Origin of the sequence: Aquincola sp. J276, assembly GCF_024700035.1 — a bacterium.
Taxonomy (GTDB): Bacteria; Pseudomonadota; Gammaproteobacteria; order Burkholderiales; family Burkholderiaceae_C; genus Aquincola; species Aquincola tertiaricarbonis.
This window is the reverse complement of the sequence record NZ_JAJONC010000002.1, coordinates 1235946-1254537: the sequence shown is the minus strand read 5'-3', so window position 1 is coordinate 1254537 and position 18592 is coordinate 1235946. Positions and strand designations below refer to the sequence as shown.

The 18592-nt window shown below is 66.6% G+C and carries 18 protein-coding genes and 3 pseudogenes; 5 read left to right on the top strand and 16 right to left on the bottom strand.

Annotated elements, in window-relative coordinates; all coding sequences use genetic code 11:
* Window positions 1-2 precede the first annotated feature (2 nt).
* From virB10 to LRS14_RS23725, 5 genes and pseudogenes are all read right to left on the bottom strand, one after another.
* Window positions 3-1376: a type IV secretion system protein VirB10 gene (gene virB10 / locus LRS14_RS23745; protein WP_257801361.1), complete on the bottom strand. Its 1374-nt coding sequence runs from the start codon at window positions 1374-1376 to the stop codon at window positions 3-5.
* Window positions 1369-2283 (bottom strand): TrbG/VirB9 family P-type conjugative transfer protein, encoded by a 915-nt coding sequence (locus LRS14_RS23740; RefSeq protein ID WP_257801360.1) that lies wholly within the window; start codon window positions 2281-2283, stop codon window positions 1369-1371. Before LRS14_RS23740 ends, virB10 begins: the two co-directional genes overlap by 8 nt.
* Window positions 2284-2371: 88 nt before the next feature.
* Window positions 2372-2491 (bottom strand): annotated as a pseudogene (locus LRS14_RS23735) (hypothetical protein); the annotation flags it as partial.
* A 16-nt stretch (window positions 2492-2507) separates the two neighbouring features.
* Window positions 2508-3104, bottom strand: a pseudogene (locus tag LRS14_RS23730) (VirB8/TrbF family protein); the annotation flags it as partial.
* A 12-nt stretch (window positions 3105-3116) separates the two neighbouring features.
* The gene (locus LRS14_RS23725; protein ID WP_257801359.1) at window positions 3117-3827 is read right to left on the bottom strand and encodes a type IV secretion system protein; all 711 of its coding nucleotides are present in this window, start codon (window positions 3825-3827) and stop codon (window positions 3117-3119) included.
* Between the two features lie 208 nt (window positions 3828-4035).
* On the opposite strand from LRS14_RS23725, the gene LRS14_RS23720 reads away from it, so the two are divergent.
* Window positions 4036-4245: a hypothetical protein gene (locus LRS14_RS23720; RefSeq protein WP_257801358.1), complete on the top strand. Its 210-nt coding sequence runs from the start codon at window positions 4036-4038 to the stop codon at window positions 4243-4245.
* On the opposite strand, the pseudogene LRS14_RS23715 reads toward LRS14_RS23720, so the two are convergent.
* The 11 genes and pseudogenes from LRS14_RS23715 to LRS14_RS23665 form a co-directional block, all read right to left on the bottom strand.
* Window positions 4162-4776 (bottom strand): annotated as a pseudogene (locus LRS14_RS23715) (type IV secretion system protein); the annotation flags it as partial. The gene LRS14_RS23720 and the pseudogene LRS14_RS23715 overlap by 84 nt on opposite strands.
* A 115-nt stretch (window positions 4777-4891) precedes the next feature.
* Entirely contained in the window at window positions 4892-5299 is a 408-nt protein-coding gene (locus tag LRS14_RS23710; RefSeq protein ID WP_257801357.1) for a hypothetical protein, read from the bottom strand.
* On the bottom strand, window positions 5296-7794 hold the full coding sequence (locus LRS14_RS23705; protein ID WP_257801356.1) for a VirB4 family type IV secretion/conjugal transfer ATPase: 2499 nt from the start codon (window positions 7792-7794) through the stop codon (window positions 5296-5298). The genes LRS14_RS23710 and LRS14_RS23705 overlap by 4 nt, the downstream gene beginning before the upstream one ends.
* Window positions 7778-8110, bottom strand: coding sequence for a type IV secretion system protein VirB3 (locus tag LRS14_RS23700; protein WP_257801355.1), 333 nt, complete (start codon window positions 8108-8110; stop codon window positions 7778-7780). The genes LRS14_RS23705 and LRS14_RS23700 overlap by 17 nt, the downstream gene beginning before the upstream one ends.
* 10 nt (window positions 8111-8120) lie before the next feature.
* Window positions 8121-8402, bottom strand: coding sequence for a TrbC/VirB2 family protein (locus LRS14_RS23695; RefSeq protein ID WP_257801354.1), 282 nt, complete (start codon window positions 8400-8402; stop codon window positions 8121-8123).
* Entirely contained in the window at window positions 8399-8875 is a 477-nt protein-coding gene (locus LRS14_RS23690; RefSeq protein ID WP_404977608.1) for a lytic transglycosylase domain-containing protein, read from the bottom strand. The genes LRS14_RS23695 and LRS14_RS23690 overlap by 4 nt, the downstream gene beginning before the upstream one ends.
* A 55-nt stretch (window positions 8876-8930) precedes the next feature.
* On the bottom strand, window positions 8931-9446 hold the full coding sequence (locus tag LRS14_RS23685; protein WP_257801352.1) for a hypothetical protein: 516 nt from the start codon (window positions 9444-9446) through the stop codon (window positions 8931-8933).
* Window positions 9447-9691: 245 nt separating this feature from the next.
* On the bottom strand, window positions 9692-10609 hold the full coding sequence (locus tag LRS14_RS23680) for a LuxR C-terminal-related transcriptional regulator (RefSeq protein WP_257801351.1): 918 nt from the start codon (window positions 10607-10609) through the stop codon (window positions 9692-9694).
* Between the two features lie 902 nt (window positions 10610-11511).
* Window positions 11512-12222, bottom strand: coding sequence for an autoinducer binding domain-containing protein (locus LRS14_RS23675; RefSeq protein ID WP_257801350.1), 711 nt, complete (start codon window positions 12220-12222; stop codon window positions 11512-11514).
* 53 nt (window positions 12223-12275) lie between these two features.
* Window positions 12276-12857 (bottom strand): DNA-binding protein, encoded by a 582-nt coding sequence (locus tag LRS14_RS23670; RefSeq protein ID WP_257801349.1) that lies wholly within the window; start codon window positions 12855-12857, stop codon window positions 12276-12278.
* Window positions 12858-13644: 787 nt separating this feature from the next.
* A complete protein-coding gene (locus tag LRS14_RS23665; RefSeq protein ID WP_257801348.1) occupies window positions 13645-14631 on the bottom strand; it encodes a tripartite tricarboxylate transporter substrate binding protein in 987 nt (328 codons plus the stop codon).
* Between the two features lie 181 nt (window positions 14632-14812).
* On the opposite strand from LRS14_RS23665, the gene LRS14_RS23660 reads away from it, so the two are divergent.
* From LRS14_RS23660 to LRS14_RS23645, 4 genes are read left to right on the top strand one after another with little or no spacing between them, the layout of a single operon-like run.
* Window positions 14813-15754: a dihydrodipicolinate synthase family protein gene (locus tag LRS14_RS23660; protein ID WP_257801347.1), complete on the top strand. Its 942-nt coding sequence runs from the start codon at window positions 14813-14815 to the stop codon at window positions 15752-15754.
* A gap of 26 nt (window positions 15755-15780) precedes the next feature.
* Window positions 15781-16662, top strand: a complete 882-nt coding sequence (locus LRS14_RS23655) for a CoA ester lyase (protein ID WP_257801346.1) — start codon at window positions 15781-15783, stop codon at window positions 16660-16662.
* 17 nt (window positions 16663-16679) lie between these two features.
* Window positions 16680-17858 carry a CaiB/BaiF CoA-transferase family protein gene (locus LRS14_RS23650; RefSeq protein ID WP_257801345.1) on the top strand — a complete coding sequence of 393 codons (1179 nt, stop codon included), beginning with the start codon at window positions 16680-16682 and terminating at the stop codon, window positions 17856-17858.
* A gap of 17 nt (window positions 17859-17875) precedes the next feature.
* Window positions 17876-18580 carry an RraA family protein gene (locus LRS14_RS23645; RefSeq protein WP_257801344.1) on the top strand — a complete coding sequence of 235 codons (705 nt, stop codon included), beginning with the start codon at window positions 17876-17878 and terminating at the stop codon, window positions 18578-18580.
* The last annotated feature ends 12 nt before the right edge of the window (window positions 18581-18592 follow it).

The window sequence follows — 18592 nt, the reverse complement described above, 5'->3', positions numbered from 1 at the left end:
GTTCATCGGGCCCCCGGCTGCAGGTCGTAGACGCTGGAGAAGTCGACGTCGCGCGCGACGTAGATGCCGACGATCGCGCCCTGGTGCTGGGTGATGACCGGCGGGATGTTGATCGTGCTGTCCAGCACCTTCTCGGCCAGTTCACTGGTGCGGTCGGTGGTGGAGCCCAGCACCACGGTGTCACCGCCCCGCTGGTCGCTCTGGTTCTGCACCACGACGTCGATGGCGTCGTCGATCAAGGAGACCAGCATCGCGGCGCCGATGCGCTCGCGCCAACGGTTGTCGACGTGGCCTTCCAGGCCGGACTCGCCCAACGCGCCGGTGGCGGGCGACTCCAGGTCCACCAGCACGCCCAGCGGTGTGCGCACCCGGGTCCAGATCACCGGGAGGCGGGTGGTGCCCGGACGTACCCCGGCGACGCGGTACTCGCCGTCGAGGTGGCTGCCGCGTTCGATGAGCAGCACCCGGCCGTCGTCGCTGTAGACGTTGCGCTGCACCTGGCAGCCGACCAGGCCGGCGTTCGCGCTGACCACCTTGGTCTTGAGGGCGCAGGTGAAAGCGGTGCCCTTGGGCAGGGTCAGGCTGCGCTGTCCGAAGGACGTGGCGGTCGCACGCGGTGTGGAGGACGTGGGCAGCGCGCCGCCGAGCAAGCCAGGGCGAGGAGAAGCCGGGCGGGCTATGGGAGATGAACTGTCGCTGGCAAAGCTGGCCGCACCGGCGGACGCCGGATTGTCGGTCGCGCGCGCTGCGCTGTTCTCCAGGTTCTGCAGCAGGCCTTGCAGCTGCCGCTGGTAGCCGTCCAGGCGCTGGCGGGTGGCGGCCAGGGGGTCGTCGGACGCGGAAGCGGGCGTCGGGGTGGCGACGGCGCCCGGCCTACTGGTCAGAAGCAGCACCGGGGCGTCTTCCGGCGCCATGGGGACCGGGCTGCCGCCAGCACCGCCGGAGGGGCCGGTGCGGCGGACAGGGATGGGCTCGGACAGCGGCGCGTTGGGATCGAGCGCCGGAATGAGCGGCACCGGCGCGGCCGCGGGCGGAAGAGAGGCGGACGCAGCGGGCGCTGACAGGTCCAGCCGGCGGGCTGGGGTGGTGGCCGCGGCCGGCTGCTGGCTGACCGTCGGCGCCGCCGGGCTGCGTGGCGTCTGGAAGCTGTCCAGCCAGCGGTGCAGCCAGACCCCGGCGCCGAGCGCCAAGGTGACGAGCAGCAGCCCAAGCGCAAACAGGCTCTTGCGTGAGATGCGCAGCGGGGTGGTCGTCGCCACGTGCGGGATGCCGGGTTCGCCCGGCAACGGGGTCAGCGTGTTCGGGGCCGATGCACGAGGCGGCTGCGGTGATGGGGCTTCGTCATCTGGATCCGGGCGCGGGGGAAGGTCAGTCATGGCCGGCTCCTGGAGGGGCAGGGCGGTGGGCCTTGCCGTGGGCTGTCGGAGACTCAGCGTCGGCCTTGAGCCGTCGCTGCACGCCCGGCACGGTGGTGCCGTCTTCGGGCGGCGCACCGTCGAGGTCAAACGCGTCGTTCCAGATCCCCACCACCGCCGTGCCCGCGCGCAGCGTCAGGCGCCGGGCCACCCGGTCGACTACCAGCAGGTCGTCTTCCATGCGCGCGTTGACGAGGCTCTCGCGGCCATCGCCCAGCACCTGGAACACCGCCGGCACCTCGCGGTGCCCTGCAAAGCGCAGGTAGGTGAAGCGGCCGTCGTCAAAGACCAACGACGGCAGGATGTCCTGAGAGGCGGCGCCTTCGGCCAGGGAGTAAGCGGTGTTGCGCACGGACGGCTTGGCAGCCAGTCGCTCCGCGACCAGCGCTTCGGGGGCCGGCAGTGGCGAAAGCAGGGGCGGCGAGGCGGGCACCAGCGTGGACGGACCCGCAGGGTGGGGCAGTGGCGCCGGCGGGAGGGGCGCACGCACGGTCAGCCGGTGGACCGGCAGCTGCCGGCTGTCGTCGACCACTTGCAGGCGGAAGTTGTGTACCCGCCGGTCGGTGACGACCGCCACCGTGTTCGGTGCCCGCGCGCCGCTCTTGGGCTTGATGAACACATGCCGGCCGCCGGGCTGGGCCGCGATGCACCAGACGGCCTCCGGCTTGCTGCAGTCGCCCCCCAGGCCGGCGGCCAGCTCGCTGATGGCTTCGCCATCGTCGAGCACAATCAGGGTCACGACGCCGCGTTGCACCGGCACCGTGAGCACCACCTGCGGGTCGTAGAACACGTCGCGCAGTCGGGGATCCGCCGAGGCGTTCAGCCCGGTCAGCAGCGCGGCGCAGCAGGTCCAAGTACGTGGCGTCATGGCTTGCCTCCGGCAGGGGGCTGGTCAGCTCGGGATCGGACCGGTAGGCGGTCACGACAAATCCCAAGGGGTTCTCCAGCCGGTCGCGTTCATTGGCCAGCACCTTGGGTTGGTACTCGAAGACGACACTCGCCACATGCCGGCTGCTGACCTCCGGGGGTCTGGCGGTCGTTCCGGCGAACGACCTTGTCGTAGGTGACGGTGGCATCGCCGCGGTTGCCGCGGCGCCCGGCGGGGGACAAGCGCACGCCAATGACCTGGATACGCCACTCCTCGGTGGCGGCCAGCTTCTTGTGCAGGGCGGCCTCGCCTTCGAACTGGCGGTTGTAGTCGGCAAAGACGGTGGGCACCGCCATGCGGGCGACTTGGTCGAAGTCGCGCTGCAGGAACATCCAGCTGTAGCCCTCGCGGGCCCGCACGAAACTAGCGAGGTTGTGCTTGTCGAGGGCGTCGAGCGAGGGGATGGTCTCCTCGGCCAGCCGCTGCTGGATGGTGGTCTCGCCCGTGACCCGATCGACGACGATCGGGATCTCGACGACCCGGCGCAGCGGGCCTTGCACGAACACCGCAGCGATGCCGAGCAGGCCCAGCAGGCCGCCGGCCGCGGCCACCCGCCAGGCGCGCCGCTCCGAGCGCTCCAGCAGCAGCGCGCGGTCCAGCTCCCAGTCGCGGTTGCGGGCGAACAGCTCGTCGGCGTCTGGCCTGTGGTTCGACGCAGCGTGGGATGCCGTCTCGGCACGACGCGGCAGGGGCGCTTCATCCGCCGCGCCGGTGTCATCCGGCCATGCGGCGGCGGCGCCTGGGCTCAGGACGGTGATCATGGGGGCCTCGGTTCAGGGCAGGTAGTCGGCGATGCGGCCGGTGCGGCTCAGCATCTCGTACTGGCGTTCGCGTTCGCGTGAGCGGGCGATCCGCTCCTCGCTGTCGGCCAGGCCTTGCAGCATCTGCAGTTGCGACAGCTCGTGGGCGAGCAGGGCGTTCTCGGCGCCGATGCGGGCCTGGATCTCCTGGACCGACTTCTGATCGGTGGTGGCGTCGATCTGGCCCATCAAGGCTTGGATCTGGTTGAGACGGCCAGCGGCCGAGCGCATGGCGTCCTGCAGCAAGCCCTTGTGCTGGTAGGGCTGCGCCAAAGTGGACTGGCAGGCCAGGCGGGCGTCACCTGTGCGGTCGGCACAGTTGTAGACCATGCCGACGTCCCGCAGCGCCTTGGCGGTGGCGCTCAAGCCGGAGTAGCCAGCGATGTTGACCGCGTTGACGACGTTGTAGGCCTCCGGTGGCACGTAGTTCTTCAGCAGCGGGTTGTTGAAGATGTTGCCCAAGCCGCGCATGCCGTTGAGGCTGTTGATCTGCGCTTGCAGCTGGGTGATCTGCTGCACCTGGTTCTGGATGCTGGTGATGTCGTTGGCCACCTGCTGAATGGTCTGCGCCAGGTTGGCTGTGTCGATGACCGGAATGCCCTGGGCAATGGCGGGGCGGGGGACAAGGGCAACCGCCGCCATGGCGAGCGCCAGGCGGGCGAGGGATCGACACAGGCAGGACATGGCAAGCTCCTTGGCGGCAGCGAGGGTCAGGACTGGCCGCGCAAGGCGGCGCGACGATAGGCGGGGGTGCGGGCGACGGCGGCGGTCGCTGCTGCGCTGGCGTGCCCGAGCAGGCCGGCGCCGGCGCGCACGGTGCCCCCTGAGCGGCTGCGGCAGGGGTACTGCGGGCGTGCGAGATCGAGCGCAGGCCGGCGATCATCATGGCGTTTTGCACCATCTGCAGGCCCTGCTGGACGGGGGCACCGCCGGTCAGGGCGGCGGCCAGTCCCGGCGCCTGGAAGCAGATGATGGCCATCAGCACCATCACGACGCAGTACTTGAGGCTTTCGGCGACGACGTTGAACGACGAACCTTCGAAGCCGCCTTGATCTTTGACAGCTTGCACCACAGCATCGCCAATGTGGGCACTCAAGCCTAGGGAGAAGAACGCGAACCATGTTAGGACAATCGCATTGAGCAACATTGAAAGCCAGCTGTCGAAGAAGCGAGCAGTCGGGCGCCAAGCCAACGACAAGACGAAAATGGGTCCGATGGCGATTGCAAAGGTCAGAAGCAGCTTTGCGAGTGTTACGACGAACAATGCAATGCAGATGAAGACAACGCTTCCTATTCCGGTAACCAATGCTGCCAAAACAAGGTCCAGGCGAAGCAGGCTGGCGTCCTTCATTAGGTCGACAACCAGTCCAAACGCTCGATCGGTAAAGGTGTCTAGAAGCGCATAGGGGGTGCTCACTGTGGACGAATTGACAGCGGGCGGCAGAAACGTGGTGGCAACACCAGTGGCTAGTCCGTCCGCGACGTCCGAAATGGTTTGAATGTAGAGTCCGGACTGAAGCGAGATCGCGAGAATCAACGATATCTTGAAGCAATGCCACACGAACAAAGGCAGACTGGCTGAGGCGTCTCCGCGTGCGACCGCCCACCCGTAGAAGGCGATCCACAACGTCATGGAGCTAAGTGCAAGTGGAATGAGTGCGCTTGCCAGTGCCGAAACTACATTCAGGAGGTACCCAGAAAGCACGGCGTCGAACTGATTGCCAACCCAGACAAACATACAGTCTCCTCTACTGAACAGCACTGTATGGAAGCGCTTTCGTGCTCACGCACTTACTGGCGAGATCCGGGTGCTGACATTGGACCCAGCCGCCGTTCTTTTTAACGATCCACAGTCGGCTCTGCTTCTGCTGCCCGAATGTGTTAGCTCTGCAGGTGGTAGGGCGGGCGTAGATTTCGGTGCATTCGGCGAGGCCCTGCAGAGTCTCAACCATGCGCCAGCCACTGGCAGCGCAGGCAGGGGTTGTTGCTGGACAAGGCGGTGGCATCGAGCCGCGCGGCAACGGTGGCGTCTCTACCCGTCGGCTACCATCCGGCAGGATCTTGACGGCCTCATTGCCCTTGACGAACTGAGCGGTGGTGGCGGTGGTGGCCAGCAGCAGGCTGGCCACGACGGTGACAAGTGCGGTGGTGTTCATGCGACCCTCCGGACGATGCGCAGCCGACGATCGTGAACCTCTCGTTGAAGCGCGGGAAGCCACTGAAACGGATCGTCACCATGGCGTTCGCGCAGCTGGTCCAGCAGCGCCAGGTGCTCGGTGGTAGCCGACAGCACCGTGATGAGGTCGTCCAGCCCCGTGAGGTCGAGCTCGCAGACGGCGCTGGTCGTTCCTTGCTTGAACAGGAAGCGCCGGCCGCCGTGCTGGCCCAGGTTGCGCACGATCTCGAACTCTGCCTCGCTGAGCCCGAAGCCGCACATGTACTCCTCGCGCACCGCATCGGTGTTGGCCAGGAAGATCTTGGTCACGCTCTGCTCGACCATCGTCCGCCCGATGGGGTGCCGGAGCACGTCCGACGGGCTCTGTGTGTCAAAGATCCCCAACCCGTTGTGCTTGCGGATGGTCTTTTGCTGCTGTTTGGCGAAGTCGCTGAAGACCTCATGGTCCAGCGCCTTCCAGAACTCCGAGATGACGTAGATCAGCCGCTCGCCGGTGATGCGCTCCTGCATCGCCTGCAGCAGCACCATCATCACCGGCGTACGCACCTCCGGCAGCTCGAGGAAGTCGGTGGTGTCAAAGCCCAGGATGGGTGCGTCGTGCAGCGATTGCAGCTGGTCGTCCGCTTCGTCGAACACCCAGCCGAGTGCGCCGCCGGCGCACCAACGGCCCAGGCGGTCGTACAGGCTGTTCGCCCCAGCCTTGGGCAGGTTCTGGCGCACGGTCGACAGTCGCCGCAGCGCCGCCGGCATGCTGGCCACCGCCTTGACGGCCTCGGCGATCGCCCGATCATCGGCCGGCAGCAACGGCAGCGCCGGGGTCTCCAGGCAGGTGCGCACCAGCTGCGCCCAAGCCTGCAGCCGCGCCGGTGTCGGCTCGAGCTGCAGCGGGTTGAGCCCGGTCGGCTGCCCGGCCTGCAGTCGGAGGTACCGGCCACCGAGCGCCCGGATCGCAATCTCGCAGCCCCGGTCCAGGTCAAACAGCACCAGCCGCGGCGCAGGCGTCCACTTGCGCGTCAGCACCAGCAGGAACATCTCCAGCGTCGTCTTGCCCACACCCGTCGAGCCGATGATCAGCGTGTTGCCCGGCAGGGCCTGGTCGGTGCTGTCCTGGCCGGGCGGGCTGCTGTGCAGGTTGAGGTAAAACGGCTGGCCGGACGGCGTGCGCAGCAAGGCGAGCGCTTCACCCCACGGGTTGCCGACCCGCTTGCCACGGGCGAAGTTGTGCCCGCTGGCCAGCGCTGCAAACGCACGCGACGACAGCTTGGCCTCCCGGGGCCGCCACTGCCAGTTGCCCGGCCACTGCGCAAACCAGGCGGCATCCGCCACCAGGTCCACCGGCGCCATCTGCAGGCTGGACGACTCGCCCACCGCGCCAATGGCCTGTGCCGCGCGCCGGCCGGCGTCCGCGACATCGTCGCCGAACACCACCAGGCTGTAGTGGTACTCCCCCATGCAGAACTGGCCGTCGCCCAGGTCGTTGAGTGCCGCATCCATGTCAGCCACCTGGGTGGCCACCACGTCGTCGCTGGCGATCAGCTGGTCGCGCTGCAAGGTGAGGGCGCGGAGCGCCTCGCGCCGCGGCAGGATCGAGAAACTCTGCGTCTCGATGAACTCGCTGGCTTCGTAGAGCAGGGCGTTCAGCACGCCCGGCTCCACCGCGTCGGCGTACTCCTTGATGTCCACCAGCGCGGCGTAGCGGCGGGTATCGCTTTGGCGCAGCTCGAGCTTGTCGCCCCCGAAGGACAGCCGGGTGGTCGGCAGCGTGCGGTACAGGGGCCCGGCGGCCAGTGGCACCGGGCGCCAGCAGCCGTTGACCAGGTAGCCAAGGAACTCGGCCACTTCGGAGTACATCCGGCCCTGGTGCTCGCGGGCACCAAGCAGTTGCGGCCCGAAGCTGCGCAGGACGCGGTCGACCAGCGCCGAGCGTTCGGTCATCTCCACCAGGGCATTGGCCTGCTGGCGGGCGATGGTGTCGCGGGTGCGCTGGGTCGACTGCAAGGCACGACCGACCCGCGACACAGTGGGCCGGTAGACCAGCGTCAAGTACAGCTCGTTGCTCATCATGCGCCGGGCTCCCAGGCGCTCCTGGTAGGCACGCGAGAGATCCTGCGCAAAGCCGGGCTCGGCCGGGTCGGCCAGGCGGTCGGACACCACCCGGTGCAGCCGGTGGGTCCAGACGGCCCAGTGGCCCCCCGCCAGGTTGCGCAGCAGGCTGCACAGCGCCTCGTGGCGCTCGGCGATCACCGGCTCGTCGGCGCACTCGAACGGGATGCCATCCAGCCGCCAGACTCGGAGGTAGTCGCCGCCCCGGGTCAGCACGTCGTTGGGTGTCAGCACCGAGGAGAAGGGAATGAAGCGCGACAGCGGGTTCTCCGCCTGCGCTTGCTGCCAGCAGCGCGGGTGCAGGACGTGCGACGCCGGCCGGCGCTGCACTCGGCGTGCAGGCGTCTGCGGTCGTTCACTGGCGGTAAGCATCACGGGCTCCCCGGTAAAGGGTGGGCGCATAGCTGCGCGACTGCCAGAAGCGCCGGTTGCGCTGGGGCAAGCGCAGCTTCAGCGCCAGGTAGGCCTGCCAGAAGCGCTGGTCGTCCTGGGCGGTGATCAGGCGCATGGCCACGAGCGCCGGGATCCAGGCCAGCGCCACGCCGAGCGCGATCCAGCCGCTGAGGAGCAGGCCGCCCCACAGCATCAGCAGGAACCCGGTGCCCAGCACCAGCACCAGCGGCACCAGCGGGATGCCCAGCTTCATGGCCGGACGCGTGGCGCCCTTGTAGATGACCTCGGCGTGCACGGCGAGGGCCTCAGTTGACGATGTAGGCCGCGAAGGCACCGGCGCCGCCCACCAGGGGGCCGCCCGCCAGAAGGGGGGGGGGGGGGGGGAGGGGGGGGGCCGGGAAGATAATTTTAAAGCCGGCCCAGATAATGGCGATGGTGACCACCGCCACCGAAATCGTCACCAGGATGGTGTTGATGTTGACGACAGTGGTGTTGACCTTGTCGAAGCCCTGGGCGCGCACGGCAGCGGCCACCAGCGGCAGGACAGCGGACGTGGCGATGTGGGCGCAGCGGACAGATCGGCTCATGATGGCTCCTTCGGCAAGACAGGCGGGACAGGGGAGGCGGCCGGCACCGCCGGGATGGCGGCGCGGACGCGGTGCACGTAGCCGTGCTGGAAACCGGTCGAGAAGTTGCCGCTGTAGTAGCAGGACAGCGAGCGCTGCAGGCCCTGCTGCGCAGACGCAAAGGACTGCGAACCCGCATCGCGGACAGTCGCCCGGTCAAAACACTCCAGCAGGACCGTCTGCATCGCCGCCAGGTTGCGGCAAGGCTCGAAGGCAGCGTCGAGTGACAGGCCGAGGCGCGGCAGATTGCGCACGTTGATCTGCCCGAGCCCGACGCTGAAGTTCCAGCCGGCGGCTTGCAGAGCACGGGCGGTCGCCAGCGCTTCTGCCGCGTCCTGGGGCTGGCGCTGCAGGGCGCCACCGACGACGCCGATGGCCCAGGGGTTGAAGCTGCTCTCGGTGCGCAGCAACGCCAGTGCCGTGCTGGTGTGCACCTGAGGTGCACACGTCAGCAGTAGAGGAACGAGCCAAGTCGGGGCCATGGCTGTCTCACGGGGCGGTCGGGTCGGGGACAACAGGCGGCTGCGCGGCGGCCCAAGCCGCGTAGTCGTCCTCGAAGCGGCGGTTCCAAGAACCCAGTTGGGCCTTGGCCGCTGGACTGAACTCACTGACAGCCTCACCGTCACTGCGCCACCAGGTGCGCACGAAGGGCTCGCCGCGGATGGACACCGACACCGCGCCTTCAAAGGCACAGTCGTACTGCGTGCTGTTCTCCGTGTCGAACGACGAGAGGTACTGCGGGGGACAGAAGTCCGGTGCGCTGGCCCACTGATGGGCGGCGCTGTTGCCGGCGCCGGCCATGGCGCACGTGGGAAACGGCCGGCCGAGCGCCAGGTCGCGAAACAGCTGGCGGACGGGCGGAACGCACTGCGGGATCGCTTGCCAGCTGGGTGCGGCCAGACAGAGGAGGACGAGACAGCCGTCGAGGGCGCTGACGTCCCTCGTCGATCCAATGCAGAGCACGACTGTCGTGGCTCGAATTGACTGTTTCCAGATCCAGAACATGATTGCCTCACAAGCAAATCTATCTGGGTCAAAGTTAGACGATTTGAAGCTTTGATTCGCCACTGGATTCGTCGGTGATCCAGCGACGCGATCGCTTGTTGAGGTGCTCAAAGCGAGAACCGAACTTCTATGCCATCCCTGAGTACCGACGCGCTAAGCACTGGACCGCTCGGCTGCGGATGACTTGAGTTCAATGATATTGGACAGAACGGAGCGCGACTGTCCCAACAATTCTTGACCTGATGTCACACGCAACGCTGTTCAACATGCCCCATGTCATCGTTGGCGGCATCTAGGCATCCATACGAGGCAGCAATGGCGAGTGCCTGCTGTCGACTACCTGCTCTGAGCTTTGCGCAGATTCGTTGGAATCGACAATCAATCGTTTGAGGCGGTACGCTGATCAGCTTTGATATATCTTTGCTGGTCATGCCGTCTTGCTGAAAACGGAGCAAAGCCGCTTCCTCGGTTGAAAGCCGACAGACCGAGCGAAGCTCGCGCTCGAGAATGGCCGACTGCAATCGGCTGACGGCCATCGCGAGACCGTAGGCCAACGCAGCTGCGCTTGCATCGATCAGCTCAAAGAACCCGGTCTTTGCTGCAGCAAGTACAAAGACAGCGGTTCGACGCAGTGATCTTGGCGTTGGGGCCGGCACTGCAAGCACTGAGCCTATGCCTGCGCCACGAACCGCGGAAGCGAACAAGTGATGACGCTCCGTCATCATACGCATAGCGCCATCCGACGCCGGCCATACCGAGATCGATGCGTGGTGCAACCATAGACAATCGGTGCCTTGACTGAAGTCTTGGAGAACATTGTCAAGTTGAGGACAGTTGGCCAGGACGTAGCGCCGTTCACCATGGATTGGGTCATCCTTGCCTACGCTGAGAAAGCAGGCGCAGTCGCAATCGAAGATTGAAATAGCTTCGAGCATTCGGGACAGTAGCGCCGCTGCTGTGCCTTGTTGCTCAGCACTATCGCACTGATGTTCCTGAGCACAGAGTTCGCCTCGATAAGACAACGCTCGGCTCAACAGATCAAACTTATTGTTCATTGGCGAAGAGAGCATGCACGCTTCTGACAAGCCGTTCAAAAAGCAGGGGGTGATCGAAGCGCAGTTGCTGTTTATGACACCAAGCTGCGAAGGACGCTTGGCTTTCAAACGAAAGGACTGTGCGCGACTCGAGACCATATGAACCGCAGTGCGCGCGATCAACTAGAACGACGTCACCATTCCGAAGAGGTGTGAGGACGATCGATCCATCTGCGCTTGCCAGGGAGCCACTTGACCGATGTAGACACCGGGAGTTTTCAATTCGGTTGGCTGCACGCCGGCATGCGGCGCAACGCGGCCGTATCGCGCCAACGTTCGATCGATCGGGCGTACTTACACGATGCGACTTGGGCAGCGTTTCAACTCTGGTACCGGTCCTCATTGCCATGTCCCCCGAGTCCACTGGAGAAGAGGAACCGGGCGGACACTTGGAGGCGCCGCCCGTTGAACACATCTTGGCGTTAAGGGGGAGGCGCTTCAACCCGTCAAACTTGACAGGGCATACTGGGGCGGAGTGTGACGGCACTGCGTCAGGGAGGTGCAGCGATCGAGCGTTAATCGTTCCAATTCGCTTGACAGATCATCCCAGGAAAGATGGTGTGCGAAGGCCGAGTCACGTTCGACTTGATTTTTAAGTCTGGGCGGCCACAATTGCACTTCGGGACGTGAGGAGACACATGGTGTTCTACATCTTGCAGCCGGACCGACCGTCACTAACATGGCGTGTACTTGTTTGCTTGGATGCCATAGCTTGGCCAGCTGGATGCTTCCTGATCATCGCTGCGTACGCTGGTGAAGTGCCAGTGTTCCTTGTTTTCTGCTCAGCGATGTGGACACTTATGCGGCTTCGACGGGCTCTGTTGTTCGCCGCTCAGTACCGACCAACCGCTTCCAAGGTTCTGGCAACGGCTGTGTTCCTGTGCGCATTCTTCTTGTTGGTCAAGGCGGCGGTCGTGTGAAGGCTTGACATGGGAGCTGACCAGCGAGGGGCAAGTTTTTCTCGGACTGAATTATTCAATGAGTCCGAGGCGAAGGGCTTTCAATACCGCTTGATGCTTTGAGTTGCACTGGAGCTTGTTCATCGCATTCTTCGTGTGCTCTGTTGCTGTTCTCTGGGATATGCCTAATATTTGACTGACTTCCCAGGCTGTCTTTCCCGCCATCGTCCAGTGAAGGGCTTCCTTCTCGCGTGCAGTGAGGTTGGGGTTGACGACTTTGTCGGGGCCGTCCAGTATGCGAGTCATTGCCTCTTGCATGTGGACCGCAAACAGTTGCAGATCGGCAATCATCTCAGTCATTCTCTTGGCTTCGTTCGGAAGGCCGCTGTCCGAGTCTAGGCCGAGCAAGAAGTGTCGCGCGCGCGGTAAATGGAGCGCGGTGGCGATGCCTGATTGGTAACCGTATGCCGCCTGCTTGTCCCACAGGTCCGAACAGCCTGCATGACTGTAGGTGTCCTTATCCCAGATCAGCGGTACGCCTCGAGTGCGCAGGTGCTTAAGGACAGGGTCTCGTCGCGCATCTGCTTCGTGAAAGTAGATGGCGTCATACCCTGACGGTCTGTTGTCGATGGTCAAGTACTGGAAGCCGACCGCGATGTGAGGCTGCACCACAACGGCACTTACAGTGCGAAAGCCCATACACGCTGTGAAGTCCAGCAGAGCTTGCTTGAGTTCGTCGAGATTCGAAGAACTGACGACAGCCGTGCAGTGTTCTTGCAGCATCTTGCTTCCACTATGACTGCTGCTCGTACATGCTAAGGCTCTAGAGCTGAGTCTTAGTGCTGCGATCCATTGCTCAAGTCGCTCCTCACGGCTTTTCGACCGAGGGAATCACGGGCCGATGCGATGGCACTTCCTGTAGACGACTGTTCGGCGCGGTTCATCAGGTCTTCCAACATGTGCACGGTGTGAAACAGCTCGTCGATGCGTTGCTCCGCGGCGGCCGAACGCTTCTCTGCGGCTTCAAGCTTGGCGTTAAGCTCGGCAACCACTCGGTCAATATGCGCGTGGCGCGAAAGAGAATCGGTCTCGTTCAGATGGAGTTCGTCTCGCTGGTTGGTCAGAGTAGCTGCGGCGCTTGTTCGGGCGGCGTTCCAAAAATCTGCCAACAGCTCACGGCCGCGCTCTTGCATGTGCTTTGGTAACCGGTCGCTATCGGCTGTCATGGTGCTGACCAGCCGCCGTGCTTTCCAGGCACGAAGGACGGGCGCGATGGTGGAAAAACTTCCACCTTTCGTGCATGTCCAGTCTGCTAGCAGCGCCCTAACGGAGCCGTTGGTGGGTGTGAGGCCTTGCGCTGCTAAATGGCGTACGGCTTTCCACACCAACTCGTCAGTGATGGTTGGCTCCATGCTCATACAGTCACCTCGTGGGTAGGTCTTGGTGAGCCGCGTGTTCAGTTGGTCCCAAAGATCAAGTCATAGCTCATCAATACGATTCCGCACTAGTGGAAACCCTCAGCACAACGATGTAAGCTTCACGATTGTTTCCATCTGCACAACCAGCTCTAGTGCCTTGCGGACGACCGATACGTAGTTGTGCACTGCCTTACTGCGGTCAGACCGGGACGCGACACCAGCGCAGGTAAAACGTTGCTTTACTCAGCATGCGGACGGGTCGTGAACCAGCCCGGTGCCACGGCGATCGCAGACAGCCGCTATCAAAAATTTGGAGGCGCTGCGTAGCCCGCCGTGGTGGACACTCCGCTGCGAACAGCCACGTGTCACGTTGGCTCGACTCGGTTCCCGCAAGAATAGGCGCCCGCTCACTGACCTTTGATGCTGGATTCGACGAAGTTCCAGCGGGCAACGTCGTGCGGTTCTGTATCGAGTTTCGAGCAGCCGCGTCGCCCCGACAGCCGTATACGGCTGGGACTGGCAGTTTTCCACGTGCGCTTGTCAACCGGCAACGCTCGAATTGAAACGTTTCCGTGCATGCGCTGGGAGCGAGGTCTTTGTAATGTATGCGCCGTAACTGCCAAGCACCTCCACAGAGACACTCGCCGAATGCTTGGCGGCAACCAGCGGACTGACGAGTCGGAATCGCTGCGCTAACTGGGGGCCTCTGCCGGCTCCTGGCCATGCGCAGCCGCGCCGGCTGGGCCGCCAAGCTCGGCTCTCTGCCACAGCCGGCGCTAGGCGGCAGTCACTCGGGCTGGATGTCGGCCTTCATCGCCACTGCCTTCCAGCGGCCAATCTCCTCGCCGATGAAGGTGGCGAAGTCGGCCGGCTTCATCGCCGCCGGTACCGCGCCTTCCTTCAGAAAAAAGTCCTTCATCTCGGCCGACTGCACCTGCTTGTTCAGCTCGGCGTTGAGCTTGTCGACGACCGGCTGCGGCGTGCCGGCCGGCGCCAGCACGCCCCACCACAGGTCGGCCGCGCTGCCCTTGTAGCCCGCTTCCTCCAGGGCCGGCAGCTCTGGCGACACCGGCGAGCGCGTGGCCGTGGTGACGGCCAGCGCCCGCACGCGGCCGCTGCGCACCTGCCCCAGTATGGACGGCGCGCTGGCCACCAGCACCTCGATCTGGCCGGCAAGCAGGTCGTTGGTGGCCGGGCCCATGCCCTTGTAGGGGATGTGCGTCATCTTGATGCCGGCCGCGTCGGCGAACAGCTCGGTCGCGAAGTGGTTGATGCTGCCGGCGCCCGAGGTGCCGTAGTTCAGCTTGCCCGGGCTGGCCTTGGCCTGCGCCACCAGGTCCTCGATGGACTTTAGGGGCGAGTCCTTGCCCACCGTCACCAGCATCGGGCCGCGCGCCAGCATCGCCACCGGTTTCAGGTCCTTCGTGGCGTCGTAGGGCAGGTTGGTGCGGATGGCCGCGCCGGTGGTGAAGGTGCTGCTCACCACCACCAGCGTGTAGCCGTCGGGCGCGGCACGGGCCACCACCGAATTGGCCAGCACGCCACCGCCCGAGGGCTTGTTGTCCACCACCACCGACTGGCCCCAAGCGTCCTGCAGCCGCTTGGCGATGGCGCGGGCGAACACGTCGTTGGAGCCGCCCGGCGCGCTGCCCACCACGATGGTGATCGGCTTGGCCGGATAGGCCGCGGCCTGCGCATGGGCGGGCTGCGTCAGCGGCAGCGCCGCGGTCAGGCCGGCCAGGACCAGCCAGCGGCGGAGCGTGAAGTGGGGCATGGGTGTCTCCAACAGGGCGTCCTGGCGGCCTCGGGATGGGCCGATCCGGACCGGGTCGATGCTAAGCAGCCGTGCTGCGGCGACCCGCGATGTTTCGTTACTCGATCAACGAGTTTTCCTCGTCGGTCGCGGCGCTTCGGCGGCGCACACTGCAGCGGCCCCCATGAAGGAAGCAGCACCGATGCGCCTGACCGCCGACGCCCAGGGCGTCTACCCGATCGCCCCCACGCCGTTCCATGCCGACGGCTCGCTCGACCTCGCCTCGGCCGACCGGCTGGTGGACTTCTACCAGGCCTGCGGCGCCACCGGCCTGACGGTGCTGGGCCAGCTGGGCGAGGCCGCCAAGCTGGAGCATGCCGAGAGCCTGGCGGTGGCCGAACGCATGATCCGCCGCGGCGGCCCGCTGCCGGTTGTGGTGGGCGTGAGCGCGCCGGGCTTCGCCGCGATGCGTGCGTTGACGCACGAGGCGATGGACCGCGGCGCGGCCGGCGTGATGATCGCGCCGCCCAACACCCTGCGCACCGACGACCAGATCGTCGGCTACTACCGGCAGGCGGTGGAGGCCATCGGCGCCGACGTGCCCTTCGTGCTGCAGGACTATCCGCTGACCTTCAGCGTGCAGATGTCGCCGGGCGTGATCCGCCGCATCGTCACCGAGCTGCCTTCCTGCGTGATGCTCAAGCACGAGGACTGGCCGGGGCTGGAGAAGATCAGCACCCTGCGCGGCTGGGAGCGCGAAGGCAGCCTGCGCCGCATCGCCATCCTCACTGGCAACAACGGCCTGTTCGTCGACTGTGAGATGGGCCGCGGCGCCGACGGTGCCAACACCGGCTATGCCTTCCCCGACATGCTGTGCGAGCTGGTGCAGCTGCACCAGGCCGGCCAGCGCGAGCAGGCACACGACCTGTTCGATGCCCACCTGCCGCTGCTGCGCTACGAGCAGCAGCCCGGCATCGGCCTGACGGTTCGCAAGTACCTGCTGCACCGCCGCGGCCTGCTGGGCTCGCCCACGCTGCGCGCGCCCGCCGCGCCTCTGACCGCGACCGCCCGCGCCGAGGTGGAACACCTGCTGGGCCGCCTGGCCCGCCACGACGAACGCGCGCGCCTGGCGCCGCTGGACTGACCGCAACACCGAAGGAAACCCACCGCATGCGAAGCAAGCTGTTCGTGCCCGGCTCGCGCCCGGAACTGTTTGACAAGGCCCTGGCCGGCGAGGCCGATGCCTTGTCCTTCGACCTGGAAGATGCGGTGGCCGAGCCCCGCAAGGCCGAGGCCCGGCAGACGCTGGGCCGCTTCCTGCACGAGGCCGGCGCGGCTGCCGCGGCCGCCGGCAAGACGCTGATCGTGCGCGTCAACGGGCTGGACACGCCGCACATCGAGGCCGACCTGCAGGCAGTGGCGCAGCCCGGCGTGCAGCTCATCAACCTGCCGAAGCCCGAGAGCGCCGACGACGTGCGCCGCGCCGTGGCGCTGCTGCAGGCCGCCGAGCAGGCCAACGGCGTCACCGAGCCGATCGGCCTGCTGCTGAACATCGAGACGCCGCGTGCGCTGCGGCTGGCCGCCGAGCTGGCCGGTGCCGATGCACGGGTGCGCGGCCTGCAGCTCGGCCTGGGCGACCTGTTCGAGCCGCTGGGCATCTCGCGCCGTGACGACCTGGCCGTGCGCCAGGTGATGCTGGCGGTGCGGCTGGCCGCGGGCGAGGCCGGCTGCTGGGCCTGCGACTCGGCCTTCGCCGACATCGCCGACACCGCGGGCTTCCAGGCCGAGGCGGCAGTGGCGCGCGGCCTGGGCTACATCGGAAAGAGCTGCATCCACCCGCGCCAGGTGGCGCTGGCCAACGAGGCCTTCCGCCCCGGCGACGACGATATCGCGCATGCGCTGCGCGTGGTGCAGGCCGCCGACCGCGCCGAGGCCGACGGCGTGGGCGCCTGGGTGGTAGACGGCCGCATGGTCGACGCGCCTTTCTTGGCCCGCGCCCGCGCCACGGTGCAGGCCGCGCGCCGCCTGGGCCTGCTGCCGGCCACGGCTTGAACCGTTTCCATCCCGCCATGAACGAACCGACATCCCATCCGCTGCCGGCCCGCGAAGGCCCACCCGGGCCGCTGAGCGGCATCCGCGTGCTCGACCTCAGCGCATACATCGCCGGCCCCTACGGCTGCACGCTGCTGGCCGACCAGGGCGCCGAGGTGATCAAGATCGAGCCGCCGGCCGGCGACAACCTGCGCAAGTACCCCTCGACGCTGGCCGAGGAAAGCCGCGCCTTCATCGGCGTGAACCGCAGCAAGTGGGGCGCGGTGCTCGACCTGAAGCAGCCCGCCGACCTGGCGGTGCTGATGTCGCTGGTGCGCAGTGCCGACGTGCTGGTGCACAACTTCCGTCCCAGCGTGCCGGCACGGCTGGGCATCGACTACGCACGGCTGCGCGAGGTGAACCCGCGGCTTATCTACTGCGCCGTCACCGGCTACGGCGAGCAGGGCCCGCTGAAGGACAAGGCCGGCTACGACCAGGTGCTGCAGACGATGACCGGCATGTGCAGCCTACAGGCGCCGCCGCAGCAGCCGCCACAGATCCTCTACGGCTCGGTGGTCGACTACTACGCCGCGGCGTTGATCGCGGCCGGCGTGTCTTCGGCGCTGTACGAGCGTGAGCGCAGCGGCGTGGGCCAGGAGATGGGCGTGTCGCTGCTGCGATCGGCGCTGGCGATGCAGTCGGCCCGGCTGGTGTGGGCCGAAGGCGAGCCGCGCGAGGTGGGCCGCGACATGCGCTCCGGCGGCATCACCGGCATCCACCCCACGCGGGAGGGTTACCTCTACATCTCGGCCAACACGCCGCACTTCTGGCGTGCGCTGTGCGAGAGGACGGGCCTGCATGACCTACTGGCGACCGACCGCTACGACAGCGTGCGCAAGCGCGCGCAGCACCAGGCCGAGATCGTGCCGCGACTGCATGCGGCCCTGGCCGAGCGCAGCGCGCTGCAGTGGGAGCAGGTGTTCGGCGAGGAGGTGCCCTGTGCCGCCGCCCGCACGGTGGAGGACATGTTCGACTTTCCGCAGGTGCATGCCGAAGGCATGGTGCACACCTTCCAGCATCCGGCCGTGGGCAGCTACCGCGGCTTCACCCGCGCGGTGACCTTCGGCCGCACGCCGGGGCCGGTGCCCTTCGCCAGCCCCGGCCTGGGTCAGCACGACGACGCGGTGCGCGCCGAGGCGCAGCGCAGCCTGTTTTGAAGTTTGCGAGCCACGCGATGAGCACATCCAGCCACCCCACCGCCGCCTGGCCGCCCGGCTACGCGGTGCACCCGCGCGCCGCCGGCCCCGACGCCGCCACCGTCGCCGCCTTCCGCCAGGTGCCGGCCGCGCATGCCAGCGATTGCCTGGGCCGCAGCGTCGGCGCCATCGGCCTACTGGCCTACCACGCCGACCTGAAGCTGGTGCTTTGCGGCCCGGCCATCACCGTGCGGGTGCGCCCCGGCGACAACCTGATGCTGCACAAGGCGATGCTGATGGCCCAGCCCGGCGACGTCATCGTGGTGGACGGCGGCGGCGACTGCACGCAGGCACTGATCGGCGGCCTGATGCGCACCACCGCGCTGGCCCGCGGCATCGCCGGCTTCGTCATCGACGGCGCGATCCGCGACATTGCCGAGTGGGCCGAAGGCGGCCTGCCGATCTACGCCCGCGGCCACACCCACCGCGGCCCCAGCAAGGAGGGGCCGGGCGAGGTCAACGTGCCCATCGCCTGCGCCGGCCTGTCGGTGATGCCGGGCGACCTGGTGCTGGGCGATGCCGACGGCGTGCTGGCCATCCGAGCCGCCGAGGCCGCGGCGCTGCTGCCCCGGGTGCAGGCCAAGGCCCGGCAGGAAGAACGTGTGCGCGAGGCCAACCGCAGCGGAACGCCCGATGTCGAGCGCATCGACGCGCTGCTGCGGGCACGCGGCTGTCCTGTCTAGACAAGTCGGCCC